The 17,454-nt window shown below is 62.4% G+C and carries 16 protein-coding genes, 1 tRNA gene and 1 pseudogene; 13 read left to right on the top strand and 5 right to left on the bottom strand.

Annotation, left to right across the window (positions count from 1 at the left end; translation table 11 throughout):
• The first annotated feature begins 113 nt into the window (after positions 1 to 113).
• From AC0L17_RS06025 to AC0L17_RS06015, 3 genes are all read left to right on the top strand, one after another.
• Complete coding sequence (locus AC0L17_RS06025; RefSeq protein WP_027151510.1) at positions 114 to 500, top strand: TIGR02300 family protein; 387 nt, start codon at positions 114 to 116, stop codon at positions 498 to 500.
• Between the two features lie 169 nt (positions 501 to 669).
• A tRNA-Ala gene (locus AC0L17_RS06020) sits at positions 670 to 745 on the top strand.
• Positions 746 to 1,786: 1,041 nt separating this feature from the next.
• Positions 1,787 to 2,464, top strand: coding sequence for a hypothetical protein (locus AC0L17_RS06015; RefSeq protein WP_473515137.1), 678 nt, complete (start codon positions 1,787 to 1,789; stop codon positions 2,462 to 2,464).
• A gap of 149 nt (positions 2,465 to 2,613) precedes the next feature.
• Here the strand turns inward: AC0L17_RS06015 and AC0L17_RS06010 are convergent, their stop codons facing one another.
• The 5 genes from AC0L17_RS06010 to AC0L17_RS05990 form a co-directional block, all read right to left on the bottom strand.
• Positions 2,614 to 2,865, bottom strand: a complete 252-nt coding sequence (locus AC0L17_RS06010; protein ID WP_473515136.1) for a hypothetical protein — start codon at positions 2,863 to 2,865, stop codon at positions 2,614 to 2,616.
• Between the two features lie 158 nt (positions 2,866 to 3,023).
• The gene (locus AC0L17_RS06005) at positions 3,024 to 3,317 is read right to left on the bottom strand and encodes a hypothetical protein (protein WP_473515134.1); all 294 of its coding nucleotides are present in this window, start codon (positions 3,315 to 3,317) and stop codon (positions 3,024 to 3,026) included.
• Positions 3,318 to 3,388: 71 nt separating this feature from the next.
• Positions 3,389 to 3,628, bottom strand: coding sequence for a hypothetical protein (locus AC0L17_RS06000; protein WP_473515132.1), 240 nt, complete (start codon positions 3,626 to 3,628; stop codon positions 3,389 to 3,391).
• 154 nt (positions 3,629 to 3,782) lie between these two features.
• Positions 3,783 to 4,019 carry a hypothetical protein gene (locus AC0L17_RS05995; protein ID WP_473515131.1) on the bottom strand — a complete coding sequence of 79 codons (237 nt, stop codon included), beginning with the start codon at positions 4,017 to 4,019 and terminating at the stop codon, positions 3,783 to 3,785.
• Positions 4,020 to 4,789: 770 nt separating this feature from the next.
• Positions 4,790 to 4,975 (bottom strand): hypothetical protein, encoded by a 186-nt coding sequence (locus AC0L17_RS05990; RefSeq protein WP_128244494.1) that lies wholly within the window; start codon positions 4,973 to 4,975, stop codon positions 4,790 to 4,792.
• Between the two features lie 699 nt (positions 4,976 to 5,674).
• Between AC0L17_RS05990 and AC0L17_RS05985 the strand changes: the two genes are divergently transcribed.
• The 10 genes and pseudogenes from AC0L17_RS05985 to AC0L17_RS05940 all read left to right on the top strand — a co-directional run.
• Positions 5,675 to 6,274 carry an ANTAR domain-containing response regulator gene (locus AC0L17_RS05985; RefSeq protein ID WP_023796771.1) on the top strand — a complete coding sequence of 200 codons (600 nt, stop codon included), beginning with the start codon at positions 5,675 to 5,677 and terminating at the stop codon, positions 6,272 to 6,274.
• Between the two features lie 2 nt (positions 6,275 to 6,276).
• Positions 6,277 to 7,515 (top strand): CmpA/NrtA family ABC transporter substrate-binding protein, encoded by a 1,239-nt coding sequence (locus AC0L17_RS05980; protein WP_473515130.1) that lies wholly within the window; start codon positions 6,277 to 6,279, stop codon positions 7,513 to 7,515.
• Between the two features lie 360 nt (positions 7,516 to 7,875).
• Entirely contained in the window at positions 7,876 to 9,192 is a 1,317-nt protein-coding gene (locus AC0L17_RS05975) for a CmpA/NrtA family ABC transporter substrate-binding protein (RefSeq protein WP_287226764.1), read from the top strand.
• A gap of 56 nt (positions 9,193 to 9,248) precedes the next feature.
• A complete protein-coding gene (ntrB, locus tag AC0L17_RS05970; protein WP_128172929.1) occupies positions 9,249 to 10,145 on the top strand; it encodes a nitrate ABC transporter permease in 897 nt (298 codons plus the stop codon).
• A gap of 11 nt (positions 10,146 to 10,156) precedes the next feature.
• Complete coding sequence (locus tag AC0L17_RS05965; protein WP_023796767.1) at positions 10,157 to 10,954, top strand: ABC transporter ATP-binding protein; 798 nt, start codon at positions 10,157 to 10,159, stop codon at positions 10,952 to 10,954.
• A 397-nt stretch (positions 10,955 to 11,351) separates the two neighbouring features.
• Positions 11,352 to 11,543: a hypothetical protein gene (locus tag AC0L17_RS05960; protein WP_236392143.1), complete on the top strand. Its 192-nt coding sequence runs from the start codon at positions 11,352 to 11,354 to the stop codon at positions 11,541 to 11,543.
• A gap of 115 nt (positions 11,544 to 11,658) precedes the next feature.
• Positions 11,659 to 12,900, top strand: a complete 1,242-nt coding sequence (locus AC0L17_RS05955) for an MFS transporter (protein ID WP_473515202.1) — start codon at positions 11,659 to 11,661, stop codon at positions 12,898 to 12,900.
• 19 nt (positions 12,901 to 12,919) lie between these two features.
• Positions 12,920 to 15,370, top strand: coding sequence for a nitrite reductase large subunit NirB (gene nirB, locus AC0L17_RS05950; protein ID WP_473515129.1), 2,451 nt, complete (start codon positions 12,920 to 12,922; stop codon positions 15,368 to 15,370).
• Positions 15,370 to 15,705 (top strand): nitrite reductase small subunit NirD, encoded by a 336-nt coding sequence (gene nirD, locus AC0L17_RS05945; protein ID WP_208602492.1) that lies wholly within the window; start codon positions 15,370 to 15,372, stop codon positions 15,703 to 15,705. The genes nirB and nirD overlap by 1 nt, the downstream gene beginning before the upstream one ends.
• 3 nt (positions 15,706 to 15,708) lie before the next feature.
• Positions 15,709 to 17,454: pseudogene (locus AC0L17_RS05940) on the top strand (molybdopterin-dependent oxidoreductase); the annotation flags it as partial.

The raw sequence follows: 17,454 nt of genomic DNA, 5'->3' as shown, positions 1-17,454 counted from the left end.
TCATCCCCTTGCAAGAGGTCGCTCAACGCGGGGATTTGTGACCTTGGCTTTAGGCTTTGACAGCGCCGTAAACTGTGGTTATGGGGACCAAACTTTCATCGACGAGGCTTGCTGTGGCAAAACCCGAACTTGGCACCAAACGTATCGACCCCGAGACGGGTCAAAAATTCTATGATCTGAACAAGGATCCGATCGTCTCGCCCTATACCGGCAAGAACTATCCCCGCTCTTATTTCGAGGAAGGCAAGATTGCCGCCCTTGAGGAGGAAGAGGAAGTTGCCGAGAAGGAAGTCGACGCCGAGGAGGAAGAGGGCGTCGAGGTCGTCTCGCTCGAAGAGGCGGACGAGGATGCGAAGCCCGACGATCTTCCCGATCTCGGCGATGACGAGGACGATGTGGACCTCGGCGACGACGACGATACCTTCCTCGCCGACGAAGAGGAAGAGGACGACGATGTCGCCGACATGATCGGCGTCGGCGACGACGACGACGAAGTCTGATCCGGCCTCTCCTACAGTACCCACCGACTTTCGCGGGGTGTTAATAAAAAGCGGCTCTTAAAGGCTTGATATTGACGGAAGGCGGGGTTAGAAGCCGCCTGCACTAACGGCGCGGTCTCAACCCGCGCCGATCTCTTCGCCGGCAACGGCGCCGGTTGACTGCCGGAGTGGGGCCATAGCTCAGTTGGGAGAGCGCTTGAATGGCATTCAAGAGGTCGTCGGTTCGATTCCGATTGGCTCCACCAAAATTTCTATAATGATTTCAGTTGATTAGCATTCTCCCCCTCGGGGGCCTGTTGCCCTGAAATCGTTCGGGGCACCGCCGCGGCACCCCGAGGCGCTTTTTGGGGGTCGCAAAATTTGCCTAGTCTCCGTTTTCCGCCAGATTTGCCGAAAGGCGAGGGGATGGGAAATGTTCGGACTTTTTAGCGCAGGCCTAGGTCCCTCGAAGTTAGATTGGCTTGAGGCACGATACGCTTGCATGTTCCGTATGCCGACGAGCGCAGGCCGTTGTGTCGCCGTAGCGTCAACCGGCTGAAGCCCGGCGGTGCTTCCTCAGCCGAGTGATTGCCGACCTGGCGACCGTAATCACGCCGCCGCAGTCAATCCGCACGGTGAGTTTGTCTGCTCCGCGATCGATGCGGGTGACGTCCCCAACAAGAACTACTCGGTCGCCGGCCCGGGCTTTGGGTGGCGGCTCTAGCGTGTAAGGATGGTCATAGGATGGAATGCTCACTCTGGCTCGGCCGCTAGGGAGAATGGAGATGACGGTACCTGCTAGCGCAACCTCATCGCCGACCTCAAATTCGCCAGGCATGTTAAGGTGCAGCATGGTCTTCCTCCCGATGCTTTCCTATTTGATGCTTTGCTAAATTAATGCCCGGCCACCGCGTTGGTTGCCGTGCAATCCGCTTCGTACGGTTCCGCACATTTCCAAGCTGGGACTGTCCGCCCCAGCAAAAAGCCCGCCACCGTGAGGCAGCGGGCTATCGCAGTTTGCCGGGGTTCAGTGATGGTCGCCCAACCCGCGTTTTCTACGGGGTTGCTTCGTGATCGGATGCGCTGCAAGAAACGCCTCGTCCGCCGCAATGAGCTTGGCGACTTCGTCCCCGCCGATCGGCAGATATCGGTCCTTTGCGGCTTCTCGCTTCCATTTGGACGGCCATTAGATCGGGCGCTGGAACTCGGATTTGATCGGCCACAGCCTGCCGGCTCCTGTCGACGCTGATCATCCGTTTGTCAGAATAGGCGCTAGATTTGTCCTCGTCCTCCAGGACGTACATCGCGTGAATGCTTTTCTCTTGCCAGTAAGCCGTTTCCGCTCTTGCCAGGCTGGTGACAGCATCAGCCTTGCGCCAAGGAAGTCGGCGCGCCTGACGCATGAGCTGATTGTGGTGCGTGTCGATGAGGACGGCATCGGGCAGCGGATCAAGGCACTGCCGCACGAATGCAGCCAGCGCCTTTGTCTTGACGCCGGCGCTCATGCTGATGCGTCCCCTGCGGAAGCCAGCTGGAGAACCGACGCCGCCAGCTGCGCTGCCCAAAGTTCGGCTTCGAAGGGATATTTGCGCGCCGCGCCGGCCCTTGCGGGGCCGAAGCTTTTGAAGTTCAGTGCATGCGCAGGGGGCAGCATGCGCAAATACCATACTTTCGCGGCGGCAGGGGCCGCGACCATCCTTTTAAGCGGCTGCTCCGGTTCGGGCCTAGGTATGCCTGGCTCACCTGCTTGGTTTGCCACCACACCGCAGGCGGAACAGGCAACCTATTTCCGCAACCGATGCGTTTCCTACGGCTTCGAGCCAGGGACCCCGGCCATGGCCCAATGCATCCAAAACGAGTCCATTTCGTCTCGCGGCAGGGCATCTGCCAGGGCGAATGCGGCATTTGCCAACATGCAAAACAGTCAGCCGAAAACGACGACTTGCAACCGCTTCGGCAACACCGTGAACTGCACGACGTTTTGAGCCGACACCGAGAGGCGGAATGAGCGCCCGCCTCTCTCATTGCGAACGCTCGACGGCGAATGTTTGCGCGTCATCACCCTCCGGCCTAGAGAATGGTGGCGGCGCCGGCGTGAGGTTGAGGATTGACGCGCCGCCGTGTCCCCGCCCGATCAGGACGCTTCCTGCACTTCCTCGACTTGTGGCGTCACGGGTGCAGAATTAATGACGTAGGTGTTCGAGGTTAGGTCGCTAGTAGATCGGATGATGATGCCGTCGTCTCTTAATCGGGCAAACGTCGCCCGTGCGATCCGCATTGGCTTGCCTTTGGAATCTGCGGCGGTGACTTTGTTCGACCAGGGAACGTGAGTGATGGTGTCAACGCGCTTGAGAAAGCGCTTTTCCTTCTCAGTCAAGTCGATCACGCCGTTCCTCCATATCATCGCAGCGTTTGGTTGGCCGGTAACGCCGATGATGCGACTCCGTTCCCAGACAGGCGCATGGTTGCTGCCTATGTCGAGAAAACCTTGAGGCTAAGGGCTACGTGCCGAAAGGCGCAGCAGAATAGCTATGCTCGTCACCGTCAGCCGGGAGGAGTGTAGAGCGGCTCTCTGCATCGATGAACCAAGCACTGGCCATCGAGCGTCGGCACAAACCCTACCGCTGGGATTTCCGACCAGTCGCACGCATTGCTGTACCGGCGGACGTAGAGGGCATAGGTGTTCGGGCCGGTGGTCAGCACCGCCGAGCCATGGCTCTGGATTAGCGCCTGCGTCTGTTGGCAGGTCATGGCGCGGGTGTCCGGCCTGGCCTGGGCGAGGTTGGTGAAGGCAAGCATGACCGCTGCCGAGGTCAACGCAATTCGGCGAATGGACATGACGAGACTCCCATGATGAGCCATTTGGTTGACAAACTCGCATGTCGCAGGGCAGCTGTGCAATGGCGGCCTTACCCTCCCGCACCGCGCTCAACATTGCCTGGGGCGGCCATGACGGCTACTGTGTCGCCAGAAACCGGGTTCATCCGGGGAATGTCGGTCTCCATAAGTTTCTGAACGGGCCTCGCTTTCGGTCGGCGGCCAGGCACCAGCATGACATCCGTACCAAGTGCCCCCAATTCGGAGGGAAAGATGCGACTATTTTTATTTTTGGTGTTGATTTTGATGGCGCTGAGCGGCTGCGTATCCAATGTATCCCCGGATAGTGATGGTATACCACGCCGCGCGTCCTTTGCTGGAAACCATTAGTCCGCTTAATTTGGCTGATTGCCAACGCCTATTTGCCGGTGCCTCAGCACTTGACGAGGAAAGCGAGACAAGCGGCAGCGCATAGAACGCGGAAAGCTAGCTTTCATCCCAGAAGTCCTGAAGCGAAGCGTGGCGAAGGTCGTCCTCGCCCCTGAGGTGCTTCACGCGGGCTTTGATGCCCGGCTTGACCCACTGCGTTGCCGGTCGCTTTGGCATGTCCTTGGGCGGTGACCCGGCATGCTCCTGGACCCTTTTCCAAAGTCGTTCCCGCATCTCGCGATTGACGCTCACGAACGCGCTGCCGACATATTTGCGGGTGGCTGGGTCAGCCATCAGAGCAAACGCGGGCTTGCCCCTCTCGCGTTCGACGCCGAGTAGCCTTGGTCGCCCTGTCAGACTTACACCGGCTAGTGCCGGCCCCAAAGGCCACCCGGGCGGGTGTCTCAAGAGTGCGGCCGGGGACGGGCCTTCAAAGATTGCGACTTCCGTACCCCAGCCTACACTCCGGCCTGACGCGTGCCCACCCAACCCAGCGTCAAGCGACAGGTCATTAGTAGCCGATAAAGATCGCCCCAAATGGGCCGCTTGAGCTAGCTCGGATAGATTCGGGTGAGCGGGTTCAACGGGTCAAAAGGAGGGGTCGGAATATCCGGGCCAAATTTTCTTACGACCCGTCGGATAACAGGCTCATGCGAGCTAAAGTGAGAGCTTCATGGGCCATAGTACCCCCTCCTCCTCGGCAGCAGCCTCCAAGTCCTTGCGTACTTCCTTAGGGTCAACCTCCTCACCCCCAGGGCTTGAAGGCAGAGGGCCGACGCACGTTTCCACTTGGGCCCTCTTGGACCACTTCAGGAACTGCTCGGATGCACCTCGGACATTGTTACAGGCATAGCTGACACCGACCATTTCGGTCTTCACGAACACCGGAGGGGAGAACCAGTAGGTTGCCATGGAGGGTAATTTAGAGCGGGAAGAGGAACGATGTAGGCCCGCGCGGGTTTAGAATTGCGGCGGCCAGTTCTCCGTGGAAGCACAGCCGTTGTGGGCCCGTCGCTTGTTCCTCAACGGCGGCGGGCTTCCCTTAGCAGGACCCGTCAGGGCAGCTATGGAGTTTCGTCCCGACCGGCCTTGCCGATCGCCTCAAGCAATGATGCCAGCGTTGGCGTCAATTCCTGTTCGACCTCCAGCCCAAGCAGCTTGTGTACGTGATGGCGATTGTCTTCAGCGCTGATGAACTGCCGAATGGCCTCGGCAAGTGGGGGGTAGCCCAGCCTTTCACGCTTTGCCATGTCTGCATGTCCCTACCCCGCCCTGCCGCAACTCGCAGGTCACGGAATGGTGCATTAGGGGTCAGGAATGTTTGGTAGAAATTTCTGAGCGCGAAGGACTGGCTGATCCGTATTCGGCTAGTCTGAGGCTGAAAACCCCGGCAACCACGGGGTTTTCAGCACACTAACTGCTAATAATACCAGTCCCAGACCCAAACACGCCTGCGAAAGCACCGTCTGCGCAGACGGCCATACCGCCAGGCACGACGACAGACCCTTCTCCAATGCCGCCGCCGGCGCCGCCGCCTGCGGTGCCAGCTCCGATGTCGGACCGGCTCCGCCTGAGTATCTTCATCTTCGAAGGGCTCTGTCTCCAGCGCGTCGAGTTCATCGAGAATGCCACTTCTGGCCCCCGGCACGCCGGCTACTGCGTTGATAGGTCGAACTGCGCTTGCAAGGGCTGCTGCCCCTGCAATGCCAAACATTCCTGTCAAAAATGATCGCCGATCCATGGAAACCTCCAATCTTCTAGCCAGCGAGACAAGGGTCGCAAAACTGAAAAATAGCGCAGTCGAAACAAAAGCAAAGCAGACGCCATGAATGGTATTTCAGAAGCTTAGCGGGTCAACTCCGCGAACATAGGGCAGTTCCCGAAGCGGTAACTGGGTCAATTCTCATCATGCCGCATTGCACAATCGCGCGCCGTGCGCAAAATGCGGCATGATCCGGAAATCCCTCACCGTCCTGGTGATCGACGAAAACCACATCCGCGCCTCCATCATCGAGGCGGGATTGCGGGAGGCCGGGCATGAGCAGGTCACGGTCGTTCACGATGTTGCGGGAATAGCGCGGCGCATTGCCGAGATCGAACCGGACGTAATCGTCATCGATCTCGAAAATCCCAACCGCGATATGCTTGAAAACATGTTCCAGCTTTCGCGCGTGGTGAAGCGGCCGATCGCCATGTTCGTGGACCGGTCGGATCAGGCTTCGATCGAAGCTGCGGTGGAAGCGGGGGTCTCCGCCTATGTCGTCGACGGGCTGCGCCAGGAGCGCGTCAAGCCGATCCTCGACATGGCGATCAGCCGCTTCAACGCGTTCTCGCGGATGGCGCGCGAACTTGAGGAAGCCCGCAGTGAATTGGAGGACCGCAAGGTCATCGACCGCGCCAAGGGCATCCTGATGCGATCACGCGGCCTGTCGGAGGACGCGGCCTATACGCTTCTGCGCAAGACCGCCATGAACCAGAACCGCAAGATCAGCGAAATCGCGCAGAGCCTGGTGACGGCGGCAGGCCTTCTGGATCCCGGAGAGAGTTGAGCATGGCGGCCAAACACCAGATCAATGCCGGTTTCATGCCGCTCTTCGACAGCGCCGTTCTTGTCGCAGCGAAGGAGATCGGCTTTGCCGCGCGCGAAGGCGTCGACCTGACGCTTAGTCGCGAAACGTCCTGGGCCAACATCCGCGACCGCATCGCGATCGGACATTTCGACCTGGCGCATATGCTGGGGCCGATGCCGATCGCATGCAATCTGGGGCTCACCCCACTCGCCTCCGACACGATCGTGCCGTTCTCGCTGGGGCTGGGCGGCAACTGCGTAACGGTTTCGAACACGCTCTGGGCGGGCATGGCCGCGCACGGCGCCTTGCCCGATCTCAATCCGGCGCGGGCCGGCAAGGCCTTGGGAGCGCTGATCCGTGAACGGGCAAATGCCGGTCGCGACCCCCTGCGCTTTGCGGTCGTGCATCCGCACTCCGGACACAATTACGAACTGCGCTACTGGCTCGCCGCCTGCGGCATCGATCCGTCGCGCGAAATAGAAATCGTCATCGTGCCGCCGCCCTTCATGGCCGACGCACTCGCCGCCGGCAGGATCGACGGCTACTGCGCCGGCGAACCGTGGAACAGCGCCTCGGTCGTCGCCGGCACCGGCCATATCGCCACGGTCAAGGCCACCATCTGGAAGACCAGCCCCGAGAAAGTCGTCGGCGTGCGCAAGGCCTGGGCCGAGAAACACCCGGAAGCGCTTTCGGCGCTGCTGCGCGCGCTCCATCACGCCGCGCGCTGGTGCCAGGATCCGGCAAACCGCGGCGAACTGGCCGCCCTGATGGCGCAGCCTTCCTTCCTCGGCCTTTCGCCGGCGCTACAGATGCCGATCCTGACCGGACATCTTGCGCTGGGCGGCGGCGCGGAACTGACCGTCGAGGACTTCTTTCTGGCTTTCGGCAAGGCGGCAAATTTTCCGTGGAAAAGCCACGCGCTGTGGTTCTACACGCAGATGGTCCGTTGGGGGCAGGTCAAGCACAGCGCTGCCCACATGGCGCTCGCGCGGGACACCTACCGGCCCGACCTCTATCGCGCAGCGCTGAAGCCGCTCGGCGTCGCACTTCCCGGCGCCAATTCTAAGGTGGAGGGCGCGCTGGCGTCTGCCACACCTGTCGGCTCCGCCGGCGCCAGTCTGGTGCTCGGCCCCGATGGTTTCTTCGATGGCCAGATATTCGATCCCGACGAGGTCGACGCCTACATTGCCGGGCAGAAATTGGCGCGCGCCGAAGCCTGATCATTTTCGCGCCATTCTTGTGCATTGCACAAAAATTATGCGTGCAACTGCGCTAATGAACAATCTTTGGCTTGCTCGCCCAACGGGCCAGCGCGCCGATGATTGTGGCATGCCGTTGATCTCATTGATGTTTGTCATCCAGTCCGAAACTGGCACGGTTCCTGCATTGCAATAAGCAGACTCTTTTCGGGTCACGGAACAGGCGTCCAATGGCGGGCGCTACAGGCAAAGCTGCCGCTCAGGTCAACACGCGATCCCGGATGGACGGACGCGCGCGGCCTGGCCGGCGGCTTTTTTTGTTTTGACCGAGCACGGCAATCGACGGCGCTGATCCCAAGCAGTGCCCAACGGGAGACGACGATGACGAAACGCATCAAGACTGAAGCCCCTCTCGAGGGCATGACCCGCCGCAATTTTCTGATGGCAAGTGCTGCCACCGCGGCAACCCTGGCAGCGGCACGCGCGCTGCTGCCGTCTGGCGCCTATGCGGCGCCCGCGGCACCGGAAGTCACCGGCGCCAAGCTCGGCTTCATCGCGCTGACCGACGCGGCGCCGCTGATGATCGCCAAGGAGAAGGGCCTGTTCGAGAAATTCGGCATGCCCGATGTCGAGGTGCTCAAGCAGGCCTCCTGGGGCGCGACGCGCGACAATCTGATGCTCGGCGGCGAAGCCAACGGCATCGACGGCGCCCATATCCTGACGCCGATGCCTTACCTGATGCATACCGGCAAGGTGACGCAGAACAACCAGCCGATGCCGATGGCGATCGTCGCGCGGCTGAATTACGACTGCCAGGCGATTTCCGTCGCGCAGGAATATGCCGGCACCGGCGTCGGCCTCGACGCCTCCAAACTGAAGGACGCCTTCGCGGCCAAGAAGGCCGAAGGCAAGGAGGTGAAGGCCGCCATGACCTTCCCGGGCGGCACTCATGATCTCTGGTTGCGCTATTGGCTGGCCGCTGGCGGCATCGATCCCGACAAGGATGTCTCGACCATCGTCGTGCCGCCACCGCAGATGGTCGCCAACATGAAGGTCGGCAACATGGACGTGTTCTGCGTCGGCGAGCCATGGAACGAGCAACTCGTCCATCAGGGCGTCGGCTTTACCGCCGCTACCACGGGCGAGTTGTGGAAAGGCCATCCGGAAAAGGCGCTCGGCCTGCGCGCCGCCTTCATCGACAAGAACCCGAACGCCACCAAGGCGATCCTGATGGCCGTCATGGAAGCCCAGCAATGGTGCGAAGCCATGGAAAACAAGGACGAGATGGCGGCCATCATCGGCAAGCGGCAATGGATGAACGTGCCGACAGCCGACATCATCGGCCGCCTCAAGGGCGACATCAATTACGGCAATGACCGCGTCGCCACCGGCACCGACCTCTACATGAAGTTCTGGAAGGGCGGTGTGTCCTATCCGTTCAAGAGCCACGACAGCTGGTTCCTCGCCGAAAACATCCGCTGGGGCAAATTCGCGGCGACCACCGACATCAAGGCGCTGGTCGATCAAGTCAACCGCGAAGATCTGTGGCGCGAGGCGGCCAAGGATCTTGGCGTTGCTGCGGCCGATATCCCGGCGTCTCCATCGCGCGGCGTCGAGACCTTCTTTGACGGCAAGATTTTCGATCCGGCCAACCCGTCCGCCTATCTCGACAGCCTCAAGATCAAGGCATCGGCCTGACGTGGACGGCAAGCGCCGCCGCTGCGCCGCTTGCCAGTGCTCAAGGAGCTTTTTGAATGTCTATTCAAGCCATCGAGGACACCAAGGTGAAGGCGTTCCCCGCGCCTGCCAAGCCTGCAGAGGTCATAGCTTTCACCGCCAAGGTGAGGCGCCGCTTCGATCCCGCCGCGATCGCCGGCAAGCTGGCGAGCACGCTGGTGCCGCCGGCCGTAGTCATCATCGTCATGCTCGTCGTCTGGCAGGTCGCCTGCTCGTCGCCCAATGCCAGCTTGCCGCCACCTAGCCAGGTATGGAACGAGGCCTACGATCTGATCGCACATCCGTTCTTCGACTATGGTCCGCAGGATATCGGACTGGCCTGGCGGGTGCTGATCTCGCTGCAGCGGGTCGCCATCGGCTTCGGCCTGGCTGCCATCGTCGGCGTCGCGCTCGGTGCGCTGGTCGGCCAGTCGATCTGGGCGATGCGCGGCCTCGATCCTGTGTTCCAGATTCTGCGCACCGTGCCGCCGCTCGCCTGGCTGCCGCTGTCGCTGGCTGCCTTCCGCGATTCCAGCCCGTCGGCGATCTTCGTCATCTTCATCACCTCGATCTGGCCGGTGATCATCAACACTGCCGTCGGCGTCCGCAACATTCCAGAGGATTATCGAAACGTCTCCCGCATCCTCAGGCTCAACCAGCTCGAATTCTTCGTAAAGATCATGGTGCCGGCCGCGGCACCTTACATCTTCACCGGCCTGCGCATCGGCATCGGCCTGTCCTGGCTCGCCATCGTCGCCGCCGAAATGCTGACAGGCGGCGTCGGCATCGGCTTCTTCATCTGGGACGCCTGGAACTCGTCGCGGCTGCCCGACATCATCGTCGCGCTCGCCTATATCGGCGTCACCGGCTTCTGCCTCGACCGCCTGGTCGCGGCGGTCGGCGCCTTCGTCACCCGCGGCACAACGGCAAAGTGAGGAGAGGGGCGATGACGGCCTACCTGAAACTCGACCATATCGACAAATCCTTTGCCCGCGGCGGCCAGGTCAGCGAGGTGCTGAAAGACATCCGGCTGACCATCGACAAAGGCGAATTCGTCTCCATCATTGGCCATTCCGGCTGCGGCAAGTCGACCTTGCTCAACCTGATCGCCGGGCTGACCAGAGTCTCCGCCGGCGCGGTCCTGCTCGAGGACAAGGAGGTCGACAGCCCCGGACCCGAGCGCGCCGTGGTATTCCAGAACCACAGCCTTTTGCCGTGGCTCACCGTCTACGAGAACATCAATCTGGCGGTGTCGAAGGTGTTCGGTTCGACCAGGACCAAGGCCGAGCGGCATGACTGGATCATGCGCAATCTCGACCTCGTGCAGATGGCGCATGCCAGGGACAAGCGGCCCGCCGAGATATCGGGCGGCATGAAGCAGCGCGTCGGCATCGCCCGCGCGCTGGCCATGGAGCCGAAGATCCTGCTGCTCGACGAGCCCTTCGGTGCGCTGGACGCTCTGACGCGCGCCCATCTGCAGGATGCGGTGATGGATATCCATTCGAGGCTTGGCTCGACGACGATCATGATCACGCACGATGTCGACGAGGCGGTGCTGTTGTCCGATCGCATCGTCATGATGACCAACGGTCCAGCGGCGACCATCGGCGAGGTGCTTGCGGTGCCGCTGGCCCGGCCGCGCCGGCGCATCGAGCTTTCCTCCGACCGGACCTTCCTGCGCTGCCGCGAGGCGGTGCTGAAGTTCCTCTACGAACGCCACCGCTTCGTGGAAGCCGCGGAGTAAGGCCATGACCGAAAAACGCGTCATCATCTACAATTGGCAATCTGCATCGGCAATGGGCAATCTACCGCATTGCACAAATATTATGCTGCTGTGCAAGGCATTCTGACTAATCTTTGATCCGCTGCCGGGCTTGGTCAAAAATCGCGCGGCTGCGGTTCACATTGATTTAATTCGATAATCTGGAGCGCTGTCGAATTGGCACGCTTCCTGCTTTTCAGATTGTAGGTCCGAAAGGGCCAAGTGACACGGCGTCCAATGGCGGGCGCCACAGGCAAAGCTGCCGCTCAGGTCAATACGCGATCCCGGATGGACGGACGCGCAAAGACCTGACCGGCGGCTTTTTTGTTTTACGCGATCGACGGCGCTGGTCCCAAGCGGCGCCCAACCGGAGACGACGATGACGAAACGGATCGGAACTGGCGCGTCCCTCGCGGACTTCACGCGCCGCGATTTTCTGGCCAGCAGCGCGCTGACGGCGGCACTGTTCACCGCAGCGCTCCTGCTGTTTCCCGTCGGCGCCAAGACGGAAAGCAAGGACCTGACCGTGGCGAGCCCGGTCTCGTTGCACGCACCGATGCCGCGCCGCTGATCATTCACCCACAAACATCCGCGGTGCCTCCCACGCCGCAAACCGGAGCCAGACGTTGACCGCAAATCTCCCAGCCGCGCCCAGCCAGGACAATGCTCCCCGCCAGGCGCTTGTGATGTCCACCATCGCCTTCACCGTCTGCTTCGCGGTGTGGACGATATTTTCAATCATCGGCGTGCGCATAAAGCAGGACCTTGGGCTGAACGAGACGGAGTTCGGCCTGCTGGTCGGCACGCCGATCCTCACCGGTTCGCTCGTGCGCATGGTGCTCGGTGTCTGGACCGACCGTTTTGGCGGACGGCTGGTATATACCGCGACCATGCTTGCGGCGGCGGTCGCGACCTTCCTGCTCGCTTTTGCGCAAACCTACGGACAGATGCTGGTCGCCGCGTTAGGCGTTGGGCTCGCTGGTGGTTCCTTCGCCGTCGGTGTCGCCTATGTCTCGCGCTTCTTCCCGGCCGGCAAGCAGGGCACGGCGCTTGGCATTTTCGGTGTCGGCAATGTCGGCGCCGCGGTCACCAAGTTCCTGGCACCATTCGTGCTTCTCTCCTGGGGCTGGCAGTCGGTCGCGCTGATCTGGGCGGCAGCACTCGTGGTCATGGCCGCCGTCTTCTGGTTCACCACCGACAACGATCCGGTCATCCGCGAGCGCCGCGCCGGCAAGGCAGCGCCCGCGAGAAGCTTCTTGCAGGAATTCGCGCCACTCAAGAACCTGCAGGTCTGGCGCTTCGCCTTTTATTATTTCTTCGCCTTCGGAGCATTCGTGGCGCTGTCGCTGTGGTTGCCGCGCTACCTGATCGGCGTCTACGGATTCGGCATCGCGACCGCCGGCATGATCGGCGCGGCCTATTCGATCCCGGCGAGTATCTTTCGCGCCTACGGCGGCGTGCTATCCGACCGGATCGGCGCCCGCACCGTGCTCTACTGGACCTTCGCGGTCAGTGCCGTCGCGACTCTCGTTCTGTCTCTCCCCTCGGCAGACTACGTCGTGCACGGCATCAGCGGGCCGATCGCCTTCCATTTCGAGATCGGCCCGTTCGCCTTCATAGCCGTTGCCTGCGTGCTCGGCTTCTTCATGAGCCTTGGCAAGGCCGCCGTCTACAAGCACATCCCGGTTTACTACCCGCAGAGTGTCGGCGCGGTCGGCGGCGTTGTCGGCATGATTGGCGGGCTCGGCGGCTTTATCCTGCCAATCGCCTTCGGCGCACTCAACGACCTCACCGGCGTCTGGTCGAGTTGCTTCATGCTGCTCTTCGTCATCGTCGCCACCTGCTTTGCCTGGATGCACTTCAGCATCCGGCGGATGGAGCGCGCGGCCGCCGCCGAAGCTTCAGGCCTTTCCTACGCGGCTGAATGAGACAGGAGTGGATCAGGACATGACCGAAAAACTCGTCATCATCGGCAACGGCATGGCCCCCGGGCGCATGCTGGAGCACCTGCTGGAAAAGGCGCCGGACCTCTACCAGGTCACCATCTTCAATGCCGAGCCGCGCGTGAACTACGACCGCATCATGCTGTCGCCGGTTCTGTCAGGCGAAAAGGACTATGAGGAGATCATCATCCATGGCGATGGCTGGTACATCAAGCACGGGATCACCCTCTACAAGGGCCACAAGATCGTCGCCATCGACAGGCAGGCAAAGACCGTCACCTCCGATCATGGCGTGACCGAGCCCTACGACAAGCTCGTCATCGCCACCGGCTCGGTGCCGTTTATCATCCCGGTGCCCGGCCATGATCTGCCGGGCGTCCTGACCTATCGCGATCTCGACGATGTTCGGGCGATGATGCTGGCCGCGCAGTCACGGGCCAAGGCCGTGGTCATCGGCGGCGGCTTGCTCGGGCTGGAGGCGGCAGCGGGCTTGAACGCGCAAGGCATGGACGTCACCGTGCTGCATGTCATGCCGACGCTGATGGAGCGTCAGCTCGATCCGGCCGCCGGCTATCTGCTGCAGCGCGCTGTCGAGCAACGCGGCATCAAGGTCATCACCAAGGCCAACACCCAGGCGATCACAGGCAAGGGTAAGGTCGAGCAGGTGGAACTCGCCGACGGCACCGTCATCCCGGCGACGCTGGTCGTCATGGCGGTCGGCATCAGGCCGAATGCGACGCTGGCGAAAGACGCCGGCATTGCCTTCAATCGCGGCATCGTCGTCGACGCCGGCATGCGCAGCAACGATCCCGACATCTTCGCGCTCGGCGAATGCGCCGAGGTCAACGGCATGGTCTACGGCCTGGTCGCACCGCTCTATGAGATGGCGCGTGTCGCCGCCAGCCAGTTGGCCGGCGACGAGGCCGCCGCCTTCGTCCATTCGGACACGCCGACCAAGCTCAAGGTCACCGGCATCGAGCTGTTCTCGCTCGGCGACTTTGCCGAGGGCGAGGACCGCCAGGAGATCGTGCTGCGCGACGCCGCCGCCGGCGTCTACAAACGGCTGGTGCTCAGGGATGACCGCATCATCGGCACCGTGCTTTACGGCGAGACGGCGGACGGCGCCTGGTTCAACGACCTCAAGAAGAAGCAGACCGACATATCGGAAATGCGCGACACGCTTATCTTCGGCCAGTCATACCAGGGAGGCGCCTCCCTGGACCCTATGGCGGCCGTTGCAGCCTTGCCGGATGATGCGGAAATCTGCGGCTGCAACGGCGTTTGCAAGGGAAAGATCACTGGCGCGATCACGGCCAAAAGCCTGACCTCGCTCGACGACGTGCGCGCTCACACCAAGGCGTCTGCCTCCTGCGGCTCCTGCACCGGGCTGGTCGAGAAGCTGATGGTACTTACCATCGGCGACAAATATAATCCGGCGGCGGTGCAGCCGATGTGCGGCTGCACCACGCTCGGCCATGATGAGGTCCGCCGGCTGATCAAGGCCAAGGGCCTGAAGACCATTCCCGCCGTCATGCAGGAACTGGAATGGACCACCTCCTGCGGCTGCGCCAAATGCCGGCCGGCGCTCAATTACTATCTCGTCTGCGACTGGCCAGACGAGTATGCAGACGACTACCAGTCGCGCTTCATCAACGAACGCGTCCACGCCAACATCCAGAAGGACGGCACCTATTCGGTGGTGCCGCGCATGTGGGGCGGCGTCACCAATGCCGCCGAATTGCGCGCCATTGCCGACGTCGTCGACAAATTCGAAATTCCAATGGTCAAGGTCACCGGTGGCCAGCGCATCGACATGCTCGGCATCCGCAAGGAGGATCTGCCGGCGGTGTGGGCCGATCTCGGCCAGGCCGGCTTCGTCTCCGGCCACGCCTATGCCAAAGGACTGCGCACCGTAAAGACCTGCGTCGGTTCGGACTGGTGCCGCTTCGGCACGCAGGATTCGACGGGGTTCGGCGTCCGCATCGAGAAATTCATGTGGGGCTCGTGGACGCCGGCCAAGGTCAAGATGGCGGTGTCGGGCTGCCCGAGGAACTGCGCCGAGGCAACCTGCAAGGATGTCGGCGTGATCTGCGTCGATTCAGGCTACGAGATCCATTTCGCCGGGGCAGCCGGTCTCGACATCAAGGGCACCGAGGTGCTCGGCCTGGTCAAGACCGAGGATGAGGCGTTGGAGCATATCGTGGCGCTGACGCAGATGTATCGCGAGCAGGGCCGCTATCTCGAGCGCATCTACAAATGGGCCAAGCGCATCGGCATCGCCGAGATCAAGCGCCAGATCATGGACGATGGCGAGAAGCGCAAGGCCTATTTCGACCGCTTCGTCTTTTCGCAGAGATTCGCTCAGGTCGACCCGTGGTCGGAACGCGTTTCCGGCAAGGACAAGCACGAATTCCGGCCGATGGCTTCGGTCGGCTTCGCGCAGGCGGCGGAGTGATGATGATGAACTGGATTGCTGTCGGCACGCTCTCAGACATTCCGCGCCGCGGCGCGCGCTGCGTCGCCACGCCTCAAGGCAAGATCGCCGTCTTCCGCACCGCTGACGATCAGGTCTTCGCCATCGAGGACCATTGCCCGCACAAGGGCGGGCCGCTCTCGCAGGGGATCGTCCATGGCGCGGCGGTGACCTGTCCTCTGCACAATTGGGTGATCTCGCTGGAAACCGGCAAGGCGCTCGGCGCCGACGAAGGTGCGGTGCGCACCATTCCGGTGCGGATCGAGGGCGAGCGCCTGTTCATTGCGCTGGAAGCGCTGGCCAGTCGCGCGGCTTGAATTATGAAGATCGACGAAGCGCGCGAGGTGAGGACCACCTGCCCCTATTGCGGGGTGGGCTGCGGCGTGCTGGCGAAGGTCGCCGCGAACGGAGAGGTAACCGTTCGCGGCGACCCTGACCATCCGGCGAATTTCGGCCGGCTCTGTTCCAAGGGCTCGGCGCTGGCCGAGACGATCGACCTAGACGGACGGCTGCTCTATCCGGAGATCCACGGTCGCCGCACGGACTGGGACGAAGCGCTCGACCTCGTCGCCTCGACTTTCTCGCGGACCATCGCCGAGCACGGTCGCGACGCGGTCGCCTTCTACGTCTCCGGTCAGTTGCTGACCGAGGATTATTATGTCGTCAACAAGCTGATGAAAGGCTTCATCGGCTCGGCCAATATCGATACCAATTCGCGCCTGTGCATGGCCTCGTCGGTTGCCGGCCACCGCCGCGCCTTCGGCTCTGACACGGTGCCGGGCAGCTACGAGGATCTGGAACTCGCCGATCTGATCGTGCTGGTCGGCTCCAATCTCGCCTGGTGCCATCCGGTGCTCTACCAGCGCATTGCCGCTGCCCGGGAAAAACGGCCCGACATGAAGGTGGTACTGGTCGACCCGCGCCGCACGATGACATCAGATATTGCCGACATGCATCTGGCGATCGCGCCGGATGGCGACGTCGCGCTGTTCACAGGGCTGCTCGCCTATCTCGGCCAGCACAACGCGTTGGACCGCACCTATATCACAGCGCACACAACCGGCTTCGGGCAAGCCCTTTTTGCCGCTTCCGCGCTCGACCTTGCCGGCGTTGCCGCTGCCACGGGCCTCGGCGAGGCCGAGCTTGTCCGCTTCTACAGCCTGTTCTCCGCGACGGCGAATACGGTGACCGTCTACAGCCAGGGCGTGAACCAGTCGTCCTCGGGCACCGACAAGGTCAACGCCATCATCAACTGTCATCTCGCCACCGGCCGCATCGGCAAGCCCGGCGCCGGACCGTTTTCGGTGACCGGCCAGCCCAACGCCATGGGCGGTCGCGAGGTCGGCGGCCTGGCCAACATGCTGGCCGCCCATATGGAGATCGAAAACCCCGAGCACCGCGACCGCGTGCAGCGGTTCTGGAGTGCGCCGGCCGTCGCCGAAAAGCCCGGCCTGAAGGCGGTCGAGATGTTTCAGGCTGTAGCCGACGGGCGCATCAAGGCGCTGTGGATCATGGCGACCAACCCGGTCGACTCGATGCCGGACGCCGATGCCGTCGAGGCGGCGATCAAGGCCTGCCCGTTTGTCGTGGTGTCGGACGTGCTGGCCAAGACCGACACGGTCCGCCACGCCCACGTCCGGCTGCCCGCCGCCGCATGGGGCGAGAAGGACGGCTCGGTCACCAATTCGGAGCGCCGCATCTCGCGCCAGCGCGCCTTTTTGGCCACGCCCGGAGAGGCAAGGGCCGACTGGTGGATCGTCGCCGAAGTCGCCAAGCGGATGGGTTTTGACGAAGCGTTTTCGCATCCGTCGCCAGCCGATATCTTCGCCGAGCACGCCGCGCTGTCGGCGTTCGAGAATGACGGCGCCCGCGATTTCGACATCGGTGCGTATGCCGGGGTCGATGCAGAGACCTATGAGGAGTTGGCGCCATTCCAATGGCCGGCGCCGAGCCAAGGCACCCCCCTCGGGGGGGGGGGGGCCCCCCCCCCGGCCCCGCGGGGGGGGGGGGGGGGGGCAAGACGAGCCCCCCCCCCCCGGATGGCCCCCCGCCGCAGATAAAAACCC

It is taken from the genome of Mesorhizobium sp. WSM4829, assembly GCF_055811475.1.
The sequence above is the reverse complement of the archived record's forward strand: the minus strand, read 5'-3'. Positions and strand labels throughout refer to the sequence as shown.

Excerpts from the sequence above, each read along its gene's own strand:
- AC0L17_RS06005 (WP_473515134.1), bottom strand. The coding sequence starts at position 3,317 with ATGTCCATTCGCCGAATTGCGTTGACCTCGGCAGCGGTCATGCTTGCC.
- AC0L17_RS05995 (WP_473515131.1), bottom strand. The coding sequence starts at position 4,019 with ATGGCTGACCCAGCCACCCGCAAATATGTCGGCAGCGCGTTCGTGAGC.
- AC0L17_RS05990 (WP_128244494.1), bottom strand. The coding sequence starts at position 4,975 with ATGGCAAAGCGTGAAAGGCTGGGCTACCCCCCACTTGCCGAGGCCATT.
- AC0L17_RS05985 (WP_023796771.1), top strand. The coding sequence starts at position 5,675 with ATGATCCGGAAATCCCTCACCGTCCTGGTGATCGACGAAAACCACATC.
- AC0L17_RS05980 (WP_473515130.1), top strand. The coding sequence starts at position 6,277 with ATGGCGGCCAAACACCAGATCAATGCCGGTTTCATGCCGCTCTTCGAC.
- AC0L17_RS05975 (WP_287226764.1), top strand. The coding sequence starts at position 7,876 with ATGACGAAACGCATCAAGACTGAAGCCCCTCTCGAGGGCATGACCCGC.
- ntrB (WP_128172929.1), top strand. The coding sequence starts at position 9,249 with ATGTCTATTCAAGCCATCGAGGACACCAAGGTGAAGGCGTTCCCCGCG.
- AC0L17_RS05965 (WP_023796767.1), top strand. The coding sequence starts at position 10,157 with ATGACGGCCTACCTGAAACTCGACCATATCGACAAATCCTTTGCCCGC.
- AC0L17_RS05960 (WP_236392143.1), top strand. The coding sequence starts at position 11,352 with ATGACGAAACGGATCGGAACTGGCGCGTCCCTCGCGGACTTCACGCGC.
- AC0L17_RS05955 (WP_473515202.1), top strand. The coding sequence starts at position 11,659 with ATGTCCACCATCGCCTTCACCGTCTGCTTCGCGGTGTGGACGATATTT.
- nirB (WP_473515129.1), top strand. The coding sequence starts at position 12,920 with ATGACCGAAAAACTCGTCATCATCGGCAACGGCATGGCCCCCGGGCGC.
- nirD (WP_208602492.1), top strand. The coding sequence starts at position 15,370 with ATGATGATGAACTGGATTGCTGTCGGCACGCTCTCAGACATTCCGCGC.